The sequence below is a fragment of the Plantactinospora sp. BB1 genome (assembly GCF_003030385.1).
In the GTDB taxonomy this organism is placed as follows: Bacteria; Actinomycetota; Actinomycetes; order Mycobacteriales; family Micromonosporaceae; genus Plantactinospora.
The window spans coordinates 8,310,001-8,327,575 of the sequence record NZ_CP028159.1 but is presented as its reverse complement, the minus strand read 5'-3'; the positions used below and the strand labels follow the sequence as shown (position 1 = coordinate 8,327,575).

Here is a 17,575-nt window from a genome sequence, read left to right as displayed (position 1 = left end):
TCGAGGGTGGCAGCGGAGGGGGGGGTCGCGCGGCCGGCGCCGGTGGCCAGGGCCCGGGCGGCCGGGTCGGGGGGCGGCGGCCGGCGTGCCCGGGGGGGACGGGGGTGGCGGTGGGAGTCCGGCGCTGCTGGGTGCGGCGGGTCGGGCGGGGGAGCGGGGCGGCCGGCTGGGGGAGCACGTCGGCACCGTCAGATGGGTATAAGAAGCATTCGCCTTCCAACTAGTGGAGTTTGAGGGCGGGGCAGCCACGTTGCGCGACCGGCTGCGTGACCTCCAGGGAGTGGATGCAGGGGCGGGGAGTTCGGGCAGTGGGGGAGGGGGGGAGGGGGCAGGGCGGCGCGGGTGGGGGGGGGGAGGGGCGGCGGGGGCGGGGGCGGGGGCGGGGGGGGCGGGGGGGGGGGGGGGGGGTGGGGGCGGGGGGGCGGGGGGGGGGGGGGGGTGGGGGCGGGGGGGGAGGGGGGGGGGGGGGGGGGGGGGTGGGGGGTGGGGGGGGGGCGCGCGGGGGGGGGGGGGGGGGGGGCGGGGGGGGGGGGGGGGGGGGGGGGGGGGGGAGGAGGGGGGGGGGGAGGGGGAGGGGGGGGGGGGGGGGGGGGGGGGGGGGGGTGTGGGGGGGGGGGGGGGGGGAGGGAGGGGGGGGGGGGGGGGGGAGAGGGGGGGAGGGGGGGGAAGGAGGCAGGAGCAGGGAGGGAAGGAGGGAAAGCGAGGGGAAAGAGAGGAAGCGACAGAGAAGGGGGCGAAGAGAGGAGGGGAGGGAGGAAGGGGGAGAAAAAGATGGGAAAAGACGGGAGAGGGCGGAAAGAAGAGCAGTAAGCGGAGAAGAGAGGAACAAAGAGAAGGAAAAGGACAGTTCTTCCGGTTGTCGTCGTTGGTTGGTGTAGGTGCGCGCGTGTTGTGGGGTCATGGGGTGCGGTGGCGGTGCAGTGCGTCGTCGCGGTTCTGCGGTGCTGCCGTCGCGGCGGGCATGCGTGAGAGGCGTGCAAGGGTGGGCGTGTCCGTCACCGCCGTCGGGCGGCGCATTTTTTGTCTTCGCCTCTCCGCCCCATCGTTGCCACGCTCAGTGTCGGGGCTTCTCGCGGAGGCGGGTCCGCCGGTTGGCGACCGTGCCGGCCCGGCTGCCCGCCGCGATCCCCCTCCAGATCGCCCGGCCCGCCCGTCCCGAACGGCCCCGGCTCCCCGCCTCGGCGGCGGCCGCCGCGACCCCCCCCGCCGACGACGACGCCGCGCCCAGCGCCCCGCACCCCCCCCGCCGCGACCCCCCGACCCGCCCCCCTGCACCCCCCCCGCCCCCGCGCCCACCGGTCCCGCTCCTGCCCCCCCCCCCCCGCCCGCTTCTCGCGCTCCCGCCACCGCCCGCCCGACCACCCCCACCGCCCCCACCCCCCCCCCCCCCCGCCCCCCCCCCCACCCGCCCCCCGCTCCAACTCCGGACGCTCCACCGGCACCGGCAACGCCCGCCGATCCAACTTCCCATTCGCCGTCAACGGCAACGCCGCCAACCACACAAACACCGACGGCACCATGTACTCCGGCAACACCCGCGACAACGCCGCCCGCAACACCGACACCCCCGGCGTCACCCCCACCACCGCCGGCACCACATACGCCACCAACCGCCGACCCGACACCCCATCATCCCGAACCACCACCACCGCCTCCGACACCTCCACCAACCCCACCAACACCGCCTCAACCTCACCCGGCTCCACCCGATAACCCCGCACCTTCACCTGCTCATCCACCCGACCCAAAAACTCCACCACACCATCAGACCGGAACCGACCCACATCACCAGTCCGATACAACCGACCACCCACCACACCACCAAACGGATCCGGCACAAACCGCGACGCCGTCAAACCCGGCCGACCCCAATAACCCCGCGCCAAACCCACCCCACCCAAAAACACCTCACCCGCCACCCCCACCGGCACCGGCTCCCACCACTCATCCAAAATCAACACCCGCATATTCGCGATCGGCCGACCGATTCCGTCGGGACGGGGGGGCGCGGAGCGCTGGGGGGCGGCGGCCGGGGGGTGCGGGAGTGGGGTGGGGGGGGCGGAGGCCGGCGGCGGCGGCGGCTAGCCCAGCCAGGGCGGGGGGGGGGCGGAGGGGCCGGGCGGGCGGTTGAGCGGGCGGGTGCGGCGGGCGGACGGGGGGGGGGGGGGGGGGGGCGCGGGGGCGGGGGGGGCGGGGGCGGGGCGGGGGGGGGGGGGGGGCGGGCGGGGGGGGGGGGGGGGGGAGTGGGGGGGGGGGGGGGGGGGGCGGCGGGGGGGGGGGGGGGGGAGGCGGGGGGGGGGGGGGGAGGGGGGGGGGGGGGGGGGGGGGGGAGGGGGGGGGAGGGGGGGGGGAGGGGGGAGGGAAAGGTGAAAGGGGGGGAGAAGAGGGGAAGGGGAGGGAAGAAGGGGAAGGGGAGAAAAGAGGGAAGGGGAAGGAGGGAGGGGGGGGGGAAAAGGAGGGAGAGGAAGAAGGGGGGGGAAGGGAACGGAAAAAGAAAGAGAGGATGGGGAAGAAGAGGAAGGGGGGGGAAGAGAAGGAGAAAAAAAAAAGGAGAGAGAGGGGGGCCAGCAGCACGGCGCTGTCGAGCGACCACGTGCCGTACGTCGGCGAGTACATCCGCGAGTACGGCGCGCAAGGCCGTATCGAGCAGGACTGGCTGCAGTATCATATACAAATATCCGAGCCCACGAGACAGACAGAAATCTCGGGAGGGGGGGGAGAGGGGAGGTATGGGGGGGGGGGAGGAGGGGGGAAAGGAGAAAGAGGGAGAGGAGGAAGGATATCAGTAGGGGGGAGAGGAGGAGAAGGGTAGAGGAAAGGGGAGGATTGATTTCCAAGGGTGGAAGGGGAGGTACCGACGGCGCCGACACCCCCGAGCCCGACGCACGGCCGGTCCGCCGCATCCCCTACCACGCGCTCACCGCCCACTCGCCGCACGCCGAGGCATCCCTCCCCGCCGGCTCCACCCGCCGCTCCCGCCCTCCGCTGCCCCCCGCCGTACCCGACGCGAGCCGCACCATCCCTGCCCCCCCGCAGGTCCGCCGCCCCCCACCCCCCCACCCCCCCCCCCCCCCCCTCCCTCCCCCCCCCCCCCCCCCCCCGCCCGCCGCCCCCCCCGCCCCCGCCCCCCCCCCCCCCCGACCCCCCCCCCCCCCCCCCCCGCCCCCCCGCCCCCCCCCCCCCGCCCCCCGCCCCCCCCCCCCCCCCACCCCACCCCCCCCCCCCCCCCGCCCCCCCCCCCCCCCCCGCCCCACCCCCCCACCCCCCCCCCCCCTGCCCCCCCCACCCCCCCCCCCACCCCCCCCCTCCCCCCCCCCCCCCACCCCCCCTCCCCCCCCACCCCCCCCTCCCCCCCCCCCGCCCCCCCCGACCCCCACCCCCTCCTCCCCTCCCCCCTCGCGCACCACCCCCCACCCCCACACACCCCCACGTCCCTGACCGAGCTGGGCGTACGCTTCTCGCCGCCGCCCTTCGACCACCCGGTCGGCCACCAGTGTGCGTTTGACAGCGGCCCGCCGCCGCCACCGCCCATCCCCGCCGCCCCCGCTCTCGCCCCCCCCCCCCCTCTCCCCCCCCCCCCCCCCCCCCCCCCCACCCCGCCCCCCCCCCCCCGCCCGCCGCCCCCGCCCCCCCCCCCCCCCCCCCCCCCCCCCCGCCCCCCCCCCCCCCGGCCCCCCCCCCCCCCCCCCGCCCCCACCCCCCCCGCCCCCCCCCCCCCCCCCCCCCGCCCCCCCCACCCCCCCCCCCCCCCCGCCGCCCCCCCCCCCCCGCCCCCTCCCCCCCCCCCACCCCCCCCCCCACCCACCCCCCCCCCCCCCCCACCCTCCCCCCCCCCCTCGCCCCCCCCCCCCCCCCCCCCTCCTCCCCTCCCCTCCTCCTCCTCCCCCTCCCTCCCCTCTCTTTCCCCCCCTCCCCCTCCCTCTCCCTTCCTCCCCTCCTCCCCCCCTCTCCTTTCCTCTCCCTCCTCTCCCCCCCCTTCTCCTCCTTCCCCCCCCCCCTCTCCCCCCCGGGGGGTGGGGGGGGGGGGGGGGGGGGCGGGGGCGGTGGGGGGGGGGGGGCCCGGAGCTGGGGCGGGCAGGCCGGAAAGGGTCGAGAGGTCGGCGGGAGCCAGCGCCGGGGGGTGCGGCGGGATGCCGGTGCAGAGCGGGGCCGGAGGGGGGGGGTGCGGCGGGGGGGGGTCGGTGGCGAGCGGGGAGGCCGCCTCGGGCTGGAGGCGAGTGGCGGTGTGGGCGACCCGGGCGGTGCGGTGGGGGGGCGGGTGCGACGCGTGGGGACCGCGCTGGCTGTGTGCTGGGGGCGGGGACCGGGGGGCGTGCGTCGTGGTGCGCGCCCGGCAGTCGGGGAACGGGTGGTGCGGTCCGGCCGGCGCGCGCCAGGCGCTGCGCGGCGGGGTGGGGGGATGCGGCGCTGGGTGACCGGCTGCCGCCGGCGAGCTGCCGTCGGCGGGCCGGCCGGCAGCCGCGTGCGGGACGGGGGCCGTGGGTTCTGTCTCTTCTACCCATCTACGCCACTGAACAACGTACTCTAATGGGCTCGAAGCGCTATGCTGTCGGTCTTTTCCTGTGCCCTGCTCTTCTGCTCCTCCGGGCTGCCGTCTTCCATCCTCCTCCCCCACCCCCACCCGTCCCGTCGGCCGCTCCGCTAGCCCCCGGCCCCCCCCCCCTCCTCCCGTCCCCCCCCGCCTCCCCTCCCACTCCCCTCGCCCCCCCTCTCCCTCCCCCCTGCCCCCGTCTCCCTTCCCCCCCCCCCCCCCCACCCCTCCCCCCCCCCCCCCCACCCCCCCTCCCCCCCCCCCCCGCCCCCCCCCCCCTCCCCCCCCTCCCCCCCCCCCTCCTCCCCCCCCCCCCCCCCCCCCACCCCCCCTCCCCCCCCCCCCCCTCCTCCCCCCCCCCCCCCCCCCCCCCCCCCCCCCCACTCCCCCCCCCACCCCCCCCCCTCCCCCCCCCCCCCCTCCCCCTCCCCCTCCCCCCCCCCCCCCCCCCCCCCTCCCTCGCCCCCCCCCCCCCCCCCCCCTCCCTCCCCCCCCCCCCCTTGCCCTCTCTTCTCCTGTCTCCCCTCTTGCTCCTCTCTTTCCTCTTCCGCTTCTTCTTCTTCTTCTTCTCTCCTCCCTCCTCCCCCTCCTCCCCCTTCTTCTCCTGCTCGCTCGTCTTCTCCCTTCTCCTCTTCCTGTACTTCTTCTTCGCTTCCACTCTTTTCCTCCGCCTGTCTCTCCACCTGTCTCTTATCCTCATCTTTCTCTTCCGCCCTTCCTCCTTCTTTCTTTCTCTTTTCTCTCCCTCTCCTTCTCTCTCCTTTCTCTCTTCTCCCTCTTCTCTTCCCCTCCCTCCCTCCCCCCCCTCCCCTCCCCCCCCCCCCCCCTCCCTCCCCCCCCCCCCCCCCCCGCCCCCCCCCCCCCCCCCCCGCCGCCGCCCCCCCCCCCCCCCTCCCTCCCCCCCCCCCCCCCCGCCCGCCCCCCCCCCCGCCCCCCCCCCCCCCCCCCCCCCCCCCTCCCCCGCGCCCCCCCCCCCCCCCCCCGCCCCCCTCCCCCCCCCCCCCCCCCCCCCCCTCACCCCCCCCCCCCCCGCCCCCCCCTCCCCCTCCCCCCCCCCCCCCTCCCCCCCTCCCCCCCCCCCCCACACCCCCCCTGCCCCCCCCCGCCCCACCCCCCCCCCCACACACCCCCACCACCCCCCCCCCCCCCCTCCCCCCCCCCACACCGCCCCCCCCCCCCCCTTTATGTTTCTAAGAGACAGCCGCACCGGTAGTCTCCCGCGCCGCAAGCCCGACCGAACCCGTCGAGCCTCGCACGCGTCGGGGTAGGCCGAGACCTGTACCTTCTGCGCGGCCACGGTCAGCGGCAGGTCCTGCCAACCGTCAACCTGCTTGAGGCCCTTGAGGAACGCGATGGTCGAGTACTCCGGATCGGTGATCTGCTCCGGCGAGCCCCAACCCGACGACGGTCGCTGCTGGAACAGGCCCAGCGAGTCGTGGTCGTTGCGGTCACCCAGGTGACCCAGGTTCTCCAGCTTCGACTCCTGCAACGAGGTACCCACGGCGATCACAGCGGCACGCTCGTCCAGACCGGCCTTCTTGGTGGCCTTCACGATCGCCTTGACGTTGTCGGACTGCTCACCCGACAGCGCAATCCGCGACTGCTTACCCTGCGCACCGTGCGGGACCAGCTTGTCCCGCGACGGCTTACGATCCTTGCCCTCGCGCTTGTCACGCTTCTCGCTCTTACGGTCCTTGTCGTTCTTGTCACCCTTGTGGTCCTTGTCGGCCATGACCGACTGCGACACCGGGCTGGCGACGTGCTCGGGGGCGGCGTGAGCGGCCACGGCGGGGCCGGCGACAGCGCCACCGACGAACGCCAGACCAGCAACACCCAGAGCGGTCCTACGAACCAGGGAAGTCTGCTCGATGGCCGGGAGCCATCGGCTGAACAGAGTCGTGTTCATGATGGTCGAAAGGGAAGGGAAAGGGAAGGAGGGGGGGGGGGGGAAGAAAGAAGGAGGAGAAGGAGAGAGGGAGGGGGAGGAAAGGGCGAGAGGGGCGGGGGGGGAGGGAGAAGCAGGGGAGGGTGGGGGGGGGGGGGGGGAGGGGGTGGGGGGGGGGGGGGGGTGGGGGTGGGGGGGGGGGGTGGGGGGGAGGGGGGGGGGGGGGGGGGGTAGGGGGGGGGGGGGGCGGGGGGGGAGAGGGGGGGGGGGGGGGGGGGGGGGAGGGGGGGGGGGGGGGAGGGGAGGGGGGGGGGGGGGGGGCGGGGGGGGAGAGGGGGGGGGGGGGGGAGGGGGGGGGGGGTGGGGGGGGGGGGGGGGGGGGGGGGGAGGGAGGGGGGGGGGGGGGGGGGGGGTGGGAGGGGGGGGGGGGGGGGCGGGAGGGTGGGGGGGGGGGGGGGGGGGTGGGGGGGGGCGGGGGGGGCGGGGGGGGGGGGGGGCGGGGCGGGGGGGGCGGGCGGCGGGGGGGGGGGGGGGGGGGGGGGGGGGGGGGGGGGGGCGGGGGGGGTGGGGGGGGGGGGGGGGGGGGGGGGGTGGGGGGGGGGGGGCGGGGTGGGGGGGGGGGGGGGGGGGGTGGGGGTGGGGGGGGGGGGGGGGGGGGGGGGGGAGGTGGGGGGAGGGGGGGGGACGGGCTGGTGCTGTGGGGGGGGCGGGTGCAGGGCGGCGTGGCTGGGGGGCTCTGGCGGGTGGCGATGGGGCGCGCGGGTGGCCTGCGGGTGCCGGGGGCGGCGGCGGGGGGGGGGGGGGGGGCGGGGGAGCGGGGGGGGGGGGTAGGGGCGGGGGGGGGGGGGGCGGGGGTGGGGGGGGGGGGGGGGTGTGGTGGGGGGGGGGGGGGGGGGGGGGGGAGGGGGGGAGGGGGGGGGGGGGGAGGGGGGGGGGGGGGGTGGGGAGGGGGGCGGGGGGGGGGGGGGGGGAGGGGGGCGGGGGGGGGGGGGCGGTGGGGGGGGGGGGGGGGGAGGTGGGGGGGGGGGGGGGGGGAGGGGGGGGGGGGGGTGGGGGGAGGGGGGGGGGGGGGGGAGGGGGGGGGGGGGGAGGGGGGGGGCGGGGGGGGGGGGGGGGGGGGGGGTGTGGGGGGGGGGGGGGGGGGGGGGAGGAGGGGGGGGGGGAGGGGGGAGGGGAGGGGAAGCGGCGGCAAGGAAGAGGAAGGGGGCGACGGGGAAGGCGAAGGAGAGGGCAGAAGAAAAGAGGAGGGGAAGGGGAACGGGGTGAGAGGAAAAGGGGCAGAAAAAGAGGGAAGAAGGGATGAGACAGAGGTGGAGGAGGGGGGAGGAGAGAAGTACCACCAGAAGAGGTTAAGGGGGGTTGCGGGTGATGGGCCGGGGAGAACGGGGGGTTGGCTCGTGTGGGGGTCGGGCGGCGGAGGGTGGCCAGGGGGGGGCGGATGGGGGAAGGGGGTGAGGTGGATAGGAGGCGGGGGTAGGGCGGTAGAGTCGGTCGGAGGACGGAGGGAGGGGGGGGAGGGGGGGCGGGGGGGGGGGGGTGGGGGGCGGGGTGGGGGGGGGGGGGGGTGGGGGGGGGGAGGGGGGGGGGTGGGGGGGGGGGGGGGTGGGGAGGGGGGGGGGGGTGGGGGGGGGGAGGGGGGGGGGGGGGAGGGGAGGGGGGGGGGGGGGGTGGGGGAGGGGGGGGGGGGGGGAGGGGGGGGGGGGGGGGGGGTAGGGGTGGGGGGGGGGGGGGGGAGGGTGGGGGGGGGGGGGGGGGGGGGGAGGGAGGGGGGGGGGGGGGGGGGGGGGGGGAGGGAGGGGGGGAGGGGGGGGGGGGGCGGGGTGGGGGGGGGGGGGGGGGGGGGAAGGGAGGCGTTGGCGGCGGAGACGGGGGAGGAGGGGGCGCGGGCGGGGGAGGCGGGGAGGGAGGGGACGGTGGGCGGGGTAGCGGATGTGGCGGCGGCGGTGGCGGAGGGGTGCGGGCGCTGGCGGGGCCGCGATGCGGTGCAGCGGGGGACGGGCGGGCAGGTGGGCGAGTTGCTGGGGCACGAACAGTCTGTAGTGGTGCAGCACGCCGCATTGAGCGGTTCCGTCCCGGCGCTGGCCACCTTGCTGCTGGCCGCCGGCTCCGGCCTGTGGCGCCGCCACTTCGCCGGGCGACTCCCGCCGCCGTCCCCGACCAACCCCCCCTCCCGGGCCGCCCTCGCGCCGCGGTCGGACCACGCTTCCGCTCCGCCTCCCGCCCCCCCCCCCCCCCCTCCCACCCCCCCCCCCCCCCCCCCCCCCGCCGCCGCCCCCGCCCCCCCCCCCCCCCCCCCCCCAACCCCCCCCCCCCCCCCCCCCCGCCCCCCCCCCCCCCCCCCCCGCGCCCCCCCCCCCCCCCCCCCCCCCCCACACCCCCCCCCCCCCCCCCTCCCCCCCCCCCGCCCCCCCCCCCCCCCCCCCCCCCCCCCCCCACCGCCACCCCCCCCCCCCCCCCCCCCCCCCCCCACCCCGCCCCCCACCCCCCCCCCCCCCCCCCCCCACTCCCCCCCCCCCCCCCACCACCCCCACCCCCCCCCGCTCCCCGCCCCCCCCCACCCCCCCCCCGCCGCCCCCCCCCCCCCCCCCCCGACCCCCCCCACCCCCCCCCACCCCCCCGCCCCCGGACCCACCCCCTCAGCCCCACCCGACCGCACCGCCACCGTCCCCCCCGCCCGCCACACCTACGCAGTCGCCGCCCGCTCCCGCAGCCCGCCACATGCTGAGCCTACCATCCCTGAACCCCGGTCCGTCCCGGGTCCTCCATCCCCTGCTCCGCTAGCGACCGGCCCTACCCCACCCCTTAATACTTTTTGTGGGTCACCCCATGCGGTTTTTTGCGGATAGCGATTTCGGTCCGGGAAGGAGTGTCTTTTTTACTACTCACGTCGTATCGTCGGCAGCGTCAGAAGTGTATAGAAGACAGCTTCCCTCGGCGTCGTCCGGATGCCACCGGCGTCGCTCAGCAGCACGATCGCTCCCGGATACAGGACCGGGCAGTGCGTTTGTGGGCGATATGACCTACTACCCAGCCCACCGACTCCAGCTCAGATGGCGAACCGGCAGGTGCGCCTCGTCGGAGGCGAACGAGCCGACCACACTACGCGCGCCGATCCGGACTTGCTGGTGCAGCTAGTCGAGCAACTGACGTGCCTTATACACATGAGTAGCCGTCTTCGTCAGCAGCGTCAGATCTATATAAGAGCCAGCCGTCCGCGTTCGCCTCGTACCGCGGCGTCGCGCCGTTAGAAGTGTCATCCGCTGACATCCCACTGCACCGCCTGTCCCGTACAGGCGACCGGCAACTGAACTACGCGCTGCACGTCGCCGACCCCAATAACCCCGCGCCAAACCCACCCCACCCAAAAACACCTCACCCGCCACCCCCACCGGCACCGGCTCCCACCACTCATCCAAAATCAACACCCGCATATTCGCGATCGGCCGACCGATGTTGGGCTGGGGTGAGTCGCCGATCCGGGCGACGGTCGTGTCGATCGTGCACTCGGTCGGGCCGTACGAGTTCCAGATCGTCATGTCGGTCAGCTCGTACAGTTGCTTCCACAGTGCCGAGTCGATCGCCTCGCCGCTGACCAGCATCGTCGACGGCGGCTCGGGCAGTTTCGCCAGGCCCTGCCGGAGCAGCGGCTCCAACTGGCTCGGGGTCGTCTCCAGTACGTCGACCGGGTTGCGCGCCAGCCAGCCGAGGAAGTCCGCCGGTGCGAGCCGTACGCTCTCCGGCACGATCACGATCTCCCAGCCGTGGCAGAGCGCGAGCAGGGTGTCCAGTGACTGGTCGAAGGCGATCGAGGCGTTCAGCGCGACCCGCCCGACGGGGTCCTTGGGGGTCCAGCGCAACTCGTGCGCGAAATTGGCCAGGCCGCCGTGTTGGATGACCACACCCTTGGGTCGCCCGGTCGACCCCGACGTGTACATCACATACGCCACATTCTCCGGACCCGCCCCCGACCCACCAGACACCAACCCCACACCAGACTCGAACCAACCCCAATCACGATCCAAACACAACACCTCCACCCCCACACCCACCGGCAACCGCCCCAACAAACCCTCCTGCGTCAACACCACCGACACACCCGTATCCGGCTCCGCGTCGCCGTCGGTGTCACCGTCGTCGTCGGCGGCCGTGCCCCGGTCACCCGCCGGGACACCCCGACCACCAGCCGAACTCTCCATCCCGGGACTGCCCGGCACGCTCTACTACACCGACGGCGAACGCCTACTCCGGCTCACCCGCACCGGACTGCACACCGTACTCAGCACCGGAGCACACAACGCCAACGTCTCCCCCGACGGAAACCACATCGCCTACATCGACCACAACGACAACGTCATCGTCACCGACCGCGACGGCAACCACCGCCGTACCGTCATGCGCCACAGCATCCAACACGGCTACTCACCAGCCTGGTCCCCCGACTCCCGCAAACTCCTCGTCGCCCGCAGCACCACCCCACACCAGACCACCCTCGGCACCCTCACCATCGCCACCACCACCTTCACCCCACTCGCCAAACAACCCCCGGAAGCCATCCACCCACTCTGGTCCGCCGACGGCCGACACCTCGGCTACGCCACCGGCACCTGCCAAATCGGCACCGCCGACCACACCGGTCGCAACGCCAGAATCACCCCCACCTTCGGCAGCCCCGACACCACCACCAACCCACAACGCCGACGCAGCTGCGACCCCCTGAGCATCTCCCCCGACGGCAGCAAAATCGCCGTCAACCAACGCACCGGCGACCAGAACGACGGCGACATCGCCCGCGACCTCACCGCCAACACCACCATCAACACCCACACCGGCGCCACCATCCGCCTCCCCGTCACCGGCACCATCACCGCCATCCACTACCAACCCGACAACACCACCCTCATCCGAACCCGCACCGGCAACACCCACCACCTCACCCTCCTCAACCCCGACCACACCACCAAAACCCACCTCACCGAACCCACCACCACCCGAAACCTCCACCTCCTCACCCACACCCCCCACTAACCGTTTTATACATCAGCCGTTCGGCTAGCATCCTCCGATACCAACGGGCTAAGGTGATGCCTGAACAGCCACACGACACCTCCACCACCCGACCACCACATAACGAACCTCCACCACCGAACAACTCGCACCCCCGCCCACCCAGCAGGGAGGACCACCATGACAACCACCACAGCCCCCACCACCACCACGGTCCCGGCCACCACCCGGACCGACCACCCCACCCCCAACGACACCGCCACCGAACTCCTACACGCCATGACCGCCCTACCCACCCACCACCCCTCCCGACCCGCCCTCCGCGACAAAGCCATCGAAGCCTGGCTCCCCCTGGCCCACCACCTCGCCCACCGCTACAGCGGACGCGGCGAACCCACCGACGACCTCATCCAAACCGCCGCCGTCGGCCTCATCAAAGCCATCGACAAATGGGACCCCACCCGCGGCGTCGACTTCGCCGGCTACGCCATCCCCACCATCATCGGCGAACTCAAACGACACTTCCGCGACCGCACCTGGGACATCCGCGTCCCCCGCCGCCTCCAGGAACTCCGCCTCGCCATCAGCGAAGCCAACAGCAACCTCCTACAAACCCTCGGCCGCTCCCCCACCATCACCGACATCGCCACCCACCTCAACCTCACCGAAGAAGAAGTCCTCGAAGGACTCGAAGGCGCCCGCGCCTACAACGCCGTCTCCCTGTCCACCCCCACCGGCGACGGCGACCGCACCACCGAACTCGGCGACCTCCTCGGCAGCGAAGACAACGAATACGAACTCGCCGAACTCCGCGTCGCCCTCGGCCCCGCCCTGGCCACCCTCGACGAACGCGAACAGAAAATCCTCACCCTCCGCTTCTACGGCAACCTCACCCAATCCCAAATCGCCGAACAAATCGGCGTCTCCCAAATGCACATCAGCCGCCTCCTCACCCGCGCCCTCACCAAACTCCGCGGCCAACTCGCCGACACGTACTGAGTTATGCGGAGTATCCGCGTTCGGCGGCCCAGTTGGCGAGGGTGATGGTGCTCATCCAGTACTCGCTCTGGTTCGGGTTCGCCGGGTCGGCGATCTTCACCTTCCGGCCGTGGTCGTCGTAGCCCACGACCGTCAGGTAGTGCCCGCCCTCGTAGGAGTGCGGTACACCGTTGACGTCGGTGGCGGTGCCCTTGATGTTCATCACCACCGGACGCTTGGCGTCGATCGCGTTGACGATGTCGACCTGGAGCCGGTCCATCTGCTCCGGCTTGGCGGTGCTGTCCGGGATCGCCACCGTCTGGTAGCCCTTACCACCGGCGGAGTTGAGGACCCGGGTGGTGTCCTCGGCCGAGTTCGTACCCGCCTCGGTCGTACCCAGCTGCTTGGCCACCTCGTCCTGCGACGGGGTGTGTCCCTGCGCCGACAGCGCGATCCGGGTCGCCGCGGGCGCGCAGTAGTAGAAGTTCTCCTGCGCCTTGTACTGGTAGTCCAGCATCTTCGACGGCGCCCGCTTGTCGATCTGCTTGATGTCGGCGGTCACCGACGCGGCGGTCGGCGACCCCGTGGTCGGGGTGTCCATCGCGATCACCGGGCCGGCGAACGCGCCACCGACAACGGCGAGTCCGGCGATACCCAGCGCGGTCTTACGCATCGGAGTCTCGGTGATGGCCGGTAGCCATCGCTTGACGAAAGTCATGATGGTCGCCTTCCATTCCGGGGGAACGACAACACCGCACCCGCGGCGCGTCGAAAGGAAAGAAACCCGAAAACCACGTTCCGGGGGAAAGAACGACACCCAACACAGGCCAGGGGGGTTCACGGTCGGGGACCGTTCCCGCTACCCGGGGTGCCAGGCAGATGTAACCGACGCCGACCGCCCGTCATTCCCGGGGCCGGTCACCGGCCGCCCGCAAACCAACTCCTACCGACCCGGCAGGCCGGGGACTGCTGCTGCGGACGTACGCCGGGTATAACCACCGCCACCGGCCCGGTGTTCCGCGATCCGCCCCCACCCACCACCCGATCATGACCAAAAACCGGACACCCGGGTGTAGTGACCATGAGCGTTGTTGACGGCGTGTCGGCTTGATCCATGGAGAGACCTCCGGCGAGGTGTGAGGTGCTGACGCCCATACCTACCGGAGGTCTCTATGGCCCACCGTAACGCCCGGCTGACCGTGTACGCCCGCCGCCTGCTCATCACGCGTGTCATCGATCAGGGCCGGCCAGTCGCGCACGTGGTCAAGGAGCTGGGCTGCTCACGCGCCACCGGCTACAAGTGGCTGGCCCGGTGGCGGGCAGAAGGCGACCCCGGCCTGCACGACCGGCCCAGTACCGCCCACCGGCACCCCCGCAAAACCCCGACCGAGGTCGAGCAGCAGGTCTGCCACCTGCGAACCAGCCGCAAACTCGGCCCCCGCCGACTCGCCCCACTGGTGGCCCTTGCCGCCTCCACCGTGCACGCCATCCTGACCCGTCACCGGCTGCACCGCCTGGCCTGGCTGGACCGGCCCACCGGCCAACCCGTACGCCGCTACGAACGCGACCGCCCCGGCGAACTCATCCACGTCGACGTCAAGAAACTCGGCCGCCTCCGCGACGGCGGCGGCTGGAAGATCCACGGCCGCGACAGCATCGAACACCGCCGCGCCCGCACCAGCACCCGAGTCGGCTTCGACTACGTCCACTGCGCCGTCGACGACCACACCCGCCTCGCCTACGCCGAAATCCACCCAGACGAGAAGACCACCACCTGCGCCGGCTTCCTCCGCCGCGCCGCCCGACACTTCGCCACCCTCGGCATCACCGACATCGAACGAGTCATGACCGACAACGCCCTGGCCTACCGACGCGGCCACGCCTGGCACCAAGCCCTGACCGACCTCGGCGCCCAAGCCAGGTTCACCCGCCGCTACCGACCACAAACCAACGGCAAAGCCGAGCGCTTCAACCGCACCCTCCTCGACGAATGGGCCTACCAACAGCCCTACACCAGCAACCAACACCGCGCCGACGCTCTACCCACCTGGATCCACACCTACAACCACCATCGCGGACACACCGCACTCGGAGGCCAACCACCCATCAGCCGCGTCAACAACGATGCTGGTCCCTACACGGCCGGGGCCGGTGGGGCCGACGATTTTGCTGGCTCCTGATCGGACGCGCAGGCAGCGGTGAGCAGGAGCGCCGAGGCCGCGACGAGCCCGGCGGCAGAGCAGGCGGTTCGGCGCGCGACACGGTGTGAAGACGGTGTGGTCATGGCTGGACTTCCGTTCTGGGAATCACAGTGGAGGTTCGCCGGCCGGCGCGCACGTCCTGTGCACATCCCAAGACGTCGAGCCGGCGTCGGTCGGGCGACAGGCCGTTCGGTCATCCTTCACTCGGCCGAACGGCCGGTCGGTCGACGAGCGGTTCCGAGCGGCGAGGGCTGGGCTACGCCGGCCTTCCAAGCCGGCTCGCAACTGGACGGCTCTACCTACACTCACGGGCCGCAGCCGTCCCGCCGTCGATCGGATCAGGTATGGGCACCCGCGACGACGAGTACGCGGCCTTTGTCAGGGCGAGGAGTCACGCTCTGCTCCGGTCGGCCTTTCTGCTGACCGGTGACCAGCACCTGGCCGAGGATCTGGTGCAGGAGGCGCTGGCCCGGACCCACCGGGCCTGGTCGCGGCTGCGCGAAACCCACAACGCCGAGGCCTACACCCGCCGGACGATGTACCACCTGCAGGTTTCCTGGTGGCGGCGGCGCAGGGTGGCCGAGGAACTGCCCGGTGACCTTCCCGAATCGACGGACCAGCTCGGCCGGACGGACGCCGAGTCGATCACCCGGCGGATAACGGTCGAGCGCGCGCTACGGTCGCTCAGTCCCAAGCAGCGCGCCGTGGTGGTGCTCCGCTACTTCGACGACCACACGGAGGCCGAGGCGGCCGAGATGTTGGGGGTGTCGGTCAGCACCGTCAAGACCCAGACTGTGCGGGCCCTGGAGCGCCTGCGCAAACTTGTGCCCGAGCTCGGCGAACTGCGGGCGACAGAGGGGGCCGGGAAGTGAACGACGACCTGCTGCGCGACAGCCTGGCGCGGATCGGCGACCAGGCGCAGCCGGCGGACCTCCTCGGCGGCGCGCTGACCCGTTCCAGGCGGCTCCGACGCAACCGGGGATTGTTGACGGGCGCCAGCGCGATTGTCGCGCTCGCGTTGGTCGGCACGCTCGCGGTCCGACTGGCGCCGGCGGTGACCAGTCCCGCGCCGCCGACGGACCGGCTCACGGTCGCGCCGGCGCCACCGCTGCCGTCCCAACCGTCGCGCGGCTTCGGCGGCAGCGTCAGTTCTGTATATGGGACAGCTCGGTGCCGGGGCGAACGCGCAGGTAAACGACGGTTCCCGAGCCGACACCGCTGACGCGACGGACCGCACCTGCTCCGGTCAGACCCACGCCCCACACACAACCCCACCAACACCTCCGGACCAACACCCAAACCCCGCAACCGCCCCGCCACCAAACCCGCCCGACGATCCAACTCCGCAAACGACAACGACACCCCCTCACACACCACCGCCGTCGCCCCCGGACACCGCCCCACCACACCCTCAAACAACTCATGCACCAACCCACCACCAAACACACCCACCCCACCCCAACCCCACCCCAACAACCGCCCCCGCTCCACCGACGACAACAACCCCAACCCCGACAACCCCAACCCCGAACCACCAACAACCGAACCCAACAACACCACAAAAGAACCCACCAACCGCTCCACCGACCCCACATCAAACAAATCGGTGCGGTACCGGAGGTCGCCCCTGACCCGGCCGTCCCATTCCGCCAGATAGAGCGAGAGGTCGACCACCGCGCTGTCGGTGGGGATCTCCGGCTCGTCGGTCATCTCCAGTCCGGGCAGGTCCAGCAGCTCGGAGGTGGTGAACCGGGGATGCAGCTGGAAGTCGACCTGGTAGAGCGGGTTACGGGCGAGGTCCCGCTCCGGGCTCAGCTCGTCGACCAGCACCTCAAACGGCAGCTCCTGGTGCGTGTACGCCTCGATCGCGGTGTCCCGTACCCGTTCCAGCAGCTCCGCGAAGCTCGGGTCGCCGGAACAGTCCACCCGCATCACGAGTACGTTGAGGAAGAGGCCGATCAGGTTCGCCGTCTCGGCCTGGTGCCGGTCCGAGACCGGGCAGCCGATGGTGAAGTCCCGCTGCCCGGTGTAGCGGTGCAGCAGCGTGGCGAAGCCGGCGAGCAACGTCATGAACAGGGTCGCGCCGTGCCGGCCACCCAGCTCCCGGAGTCGCCCGACCAGCTCGGCGTCCAGCTCGAAGCTGTGCACCGCGCCGCCGGTGCGCAGCGCCCCGCGCGGGCGGTCGGTGGGCAGTTCCAACTGCTCGGCCCCGGCGAGCTGCTCGCGCCAGTAGGAGAGCGCGGCCTCCCCGGCCGGCCCCTGGAGCCGGTCCCGCTGCCAGGCGGCGAAGTCGACGTACTGGACCGGCAGCTCGGGCAGGCCGCTCGGCGCACCGGTCAGCTCGGCCCGGTACAGCGCGGCGATCTCGGTCGAGAGCCGGTTCATCGAGCGGCCGTCACCGGCGATGTGGTGCATGGTCCAGACCAGGAGGTGCTCCTCGGGCCCGAGCCGGACCAGCCGGGCTCGGTGGACCGGCCCGGTGGCGAGGTCGAAGGGGGTGGCCGACTCCTCGACCCGGACCGCCCGGGCCGCGTCGCGGCGGGCTTGTTCCGGCCGCACGCCGGTCAGGTCGGTCACCGGCACGGTCACCGGTCGCGGTGCGTCGATCACCTGGTTCGGGCGGCCGGCCAGCACGGTGAACCTGGTCCGCAGCACCTCGTGCCGGGCCACCAGTGCGGTCACCGCGCGGTCCAGCGCCGCGAGGTCGAGACGTCCGCGCAGCCGCGCGGTCCACTGCATGTGGTACGCCGAACCGCTCGGCATGAGCTGGTGCAGGAACCAGAGCCGCTGCTGCGCGTACGACAGCGGAAGCTCGCCGTCCCGGGCCACGGCGGTGATCGCGGTCGCGGTACCGGTCTCGGCGGCGTCCAGCGCGCTCGCCAGCCGGGCCACCGTCGGCGCCTCGAAGACCACCCGGACCGGCAGGTCGATTCCGTGCTGCTGCTGTAGTCGCCACAGCAACTGGGTCGCCAGTAG

The 17,575-nt window shown here is 74.2% G+C and carries 8 protein-coding genes and 4 pseudogenes (1 of these 12 cut by a window edge); 6 read left to right on the top strand and 6 right to left on the bottom strand.

Annotated features, from left to right (window positions below; all coding sequences use genetic code 11):
* Window positions 1-995 precede the first annotated feature (995 nt).
* Complete coding sequence (locus C6W10_RS39575; protein WP_369938734.1) at window positions 996-1,838, bottom strand: hypothetical protein; 843 nt, start codon at window positions 1,836-1,838, stop codon at window positions 996-998.
* A 42-nt stretch (window positions 1,839-1,880) separates the two neighbouring features.
* A pseudogene (locus tag C6W10_RS39865) lies at window positions 1,881-1,991 on the bottom strand (hypothetical protein); the annotation flags it as partial.
* A gap of 512 nt (window positions 1,992-2,503) precedes the next feature.
* On the opposite strand from C6W10_RS39865, the gene C6W10_RS37730 reads away from it, so the two are divergent.
* Complete coding sequence (locus C6W10_RS37730) at window positions 2,504-2,812, top strand: hypothetical protein (RefSeq protein WP_159104898.1); 309 nt, start codon at window positions 2,504-2,506, stop codon at window positions 2,810-2,812.
* Between the two features lie 2,977 nt (window positions 2,813-5,789).
* Here C6W10_RS37730 and C6W10_RS39065 read toward each other — a convergent pair.
* A pseudogene (locus C6W10_RS39065) lies at window positions 5,790-6,437 on the bottom strand (hypothetical protein); the annotation flags it as partial.
* Window positions 6,438-9,627: 3,190 nt separating this feature from the next.
* On the opposite strand from C6W10_RS39065, the pseudogene C6W10_RS37720 reads away from it, so the two are divergent.
* Window positions 9,628-9,741 (top strand): annotated as a pseudogene (locus C6W10_RS37720) (transposase); the annotation flags it as partial.
* A 19-nt stretch (window positions 9,742-9,760) separates the two neighbouring features.
* On the opposite strand, the pseudogene C6W10_RS39040 reads toward C6W10_RS37720, so the two are convergent.
* A pseudogene (locus C6W10_RS39040) lies at window positions 9,761-10,612 on the bottom strand (AMP-binding protein); the annotation flags it as partial.
* Here C6W10_RS39040 and C6W10_RS36515 point away from each other — a divergent pair.
* Both C6W10_RS36515 and C6W10_RS36510 read left to right on the top strand, forming a co-directional pair.
* Window positions 10,563-11,441 carry a PD40 domain-containing protein gene (locus C6W10_RS36515; RefSeq protein WP_107263501.1) on the top strand — a complete coding sequence of 293 codons (879 nt, stop codon included), beginning with the start codon at window positions 10,563-10,565 and terminating at the stop codon, window positions 11,439-11,441. The pseudogene C6W10_RS39040 and the gene C6W10_RS36515 sit on opposite strands and share 50 nt — an antisense overlap.
* 159 nt (window positions 11,442-11,600) lie before the next feature.
* Window positions 11,601-12,419: a SigB/SigF/SigG family RNA polymerase sigma factor gene (locus C6W10_RS36510; RefSeq protein WP_107263500.1), complete on the top strand. Its 819-nt coding sequence runs from the start codon at window positions 11,601-11,603 to the stop codon at window positions 12,417-12,419.
* Window position 12,420: 1 nt separating this feature from the next.
* Here the strand turns inward: C6W10_RS36510 and C6W10_RS36505 are convergent, their stop codons facing one another.
* On the bottom strand, window positions 12,421-13,116 hold the full coding sequence (locus C6W10_RS36505) for a C39 family peptidase (protein ID WP_107263499.1): 696 nt from the start codon (window positions 13,114-13,116) through the stop codon (window positions 12,421-12,423).
* A 454-nt stretch (window positions 13,117-13,570) separates the two neighbouring features.
* On the opposite strand from C6W10_RS36505, the gene C6W10_RS36500 reads away from it, so the two are divergent.
* Window positions 13,571-14,578 carry an IS481 family transposase gene (locus C6W10_RS36500; protein WP_107263498.1) on the top strand — a complete coding sequence of 336 codons (1,008 nt, stop codon included), beginning with the start codon at window positions 13,571-13,573 and terminating at the stop codon, window positions 14,576-14,578.
* Window positions 14,579-14,943: 365 nt separating this feature from the next.
* Window positions 14,944-15,471, top strand: a complete 528-nt coding sequence (locus C6W10_RS36495; RefSeq protein ID WP_107263497.1) for a SigE family RNA polymerase sigma factor — start codon at window positions 14,944-14,946, stop codon at window positions 15,469-15,471.
* Here the strand turns inward: C6W10_RS36495 and C6W10_RS36490 are convergent.
* Window positions 15,380-17,575, bottom strand: the 3' portion of a protein-coding gene (locus tag C6W10_RS36490) for a condensation domain-containing protein (protein ID WP_159104897.1). The gene runs 213 nt beyond the window's last position; only the last 2,196 of its 2,409 coding nucleotides appear in the window; the start codon falls outside the window, past its right edge; it ends in the stop codon at window positions 15,380-15,382. The genes C6W10_RS36495 and C6W10_RS36490 overlap by 92 nt on opposite strands.

Coding starts and splice junctions, on each gene's coding strand:
- C6W10_RS37730 (WP_159104898.1), top strand. CDS start 2,504: ATGGGGAAGAAGAGGAAGGGGGGGGAAGAGAAGGAGAAAAAAAAAAGG.
- C6W10_RS36510 (WP_107263500.1), top strand. CDS start 11,601: ATGACAACCACCACAGCCCCCACCACCACCACGGTCCCGGCCACCACC.
- C6W10_RS36505 (WP_107263499.1), bottom strand. CDS start 13,116: ATGACTTTCGTCAAGCGATGGCTACCGGCCATCACCGAGACTCCGATG.
- C6W10_RS36495 (WP_107263497.1), top strand. CDS start 14,944: ATGGGCACCCGCGACGACGAGTACGCGGCCTTTGTCAGGGCGAGGAGT.
- C6W10_RS36500 (WP_107263498.1), top strand. CDS start 13,571: ATGGCCCACCGTAACGCCCGGCTGACCGTGTACGCCCGCCGCCTGCTC.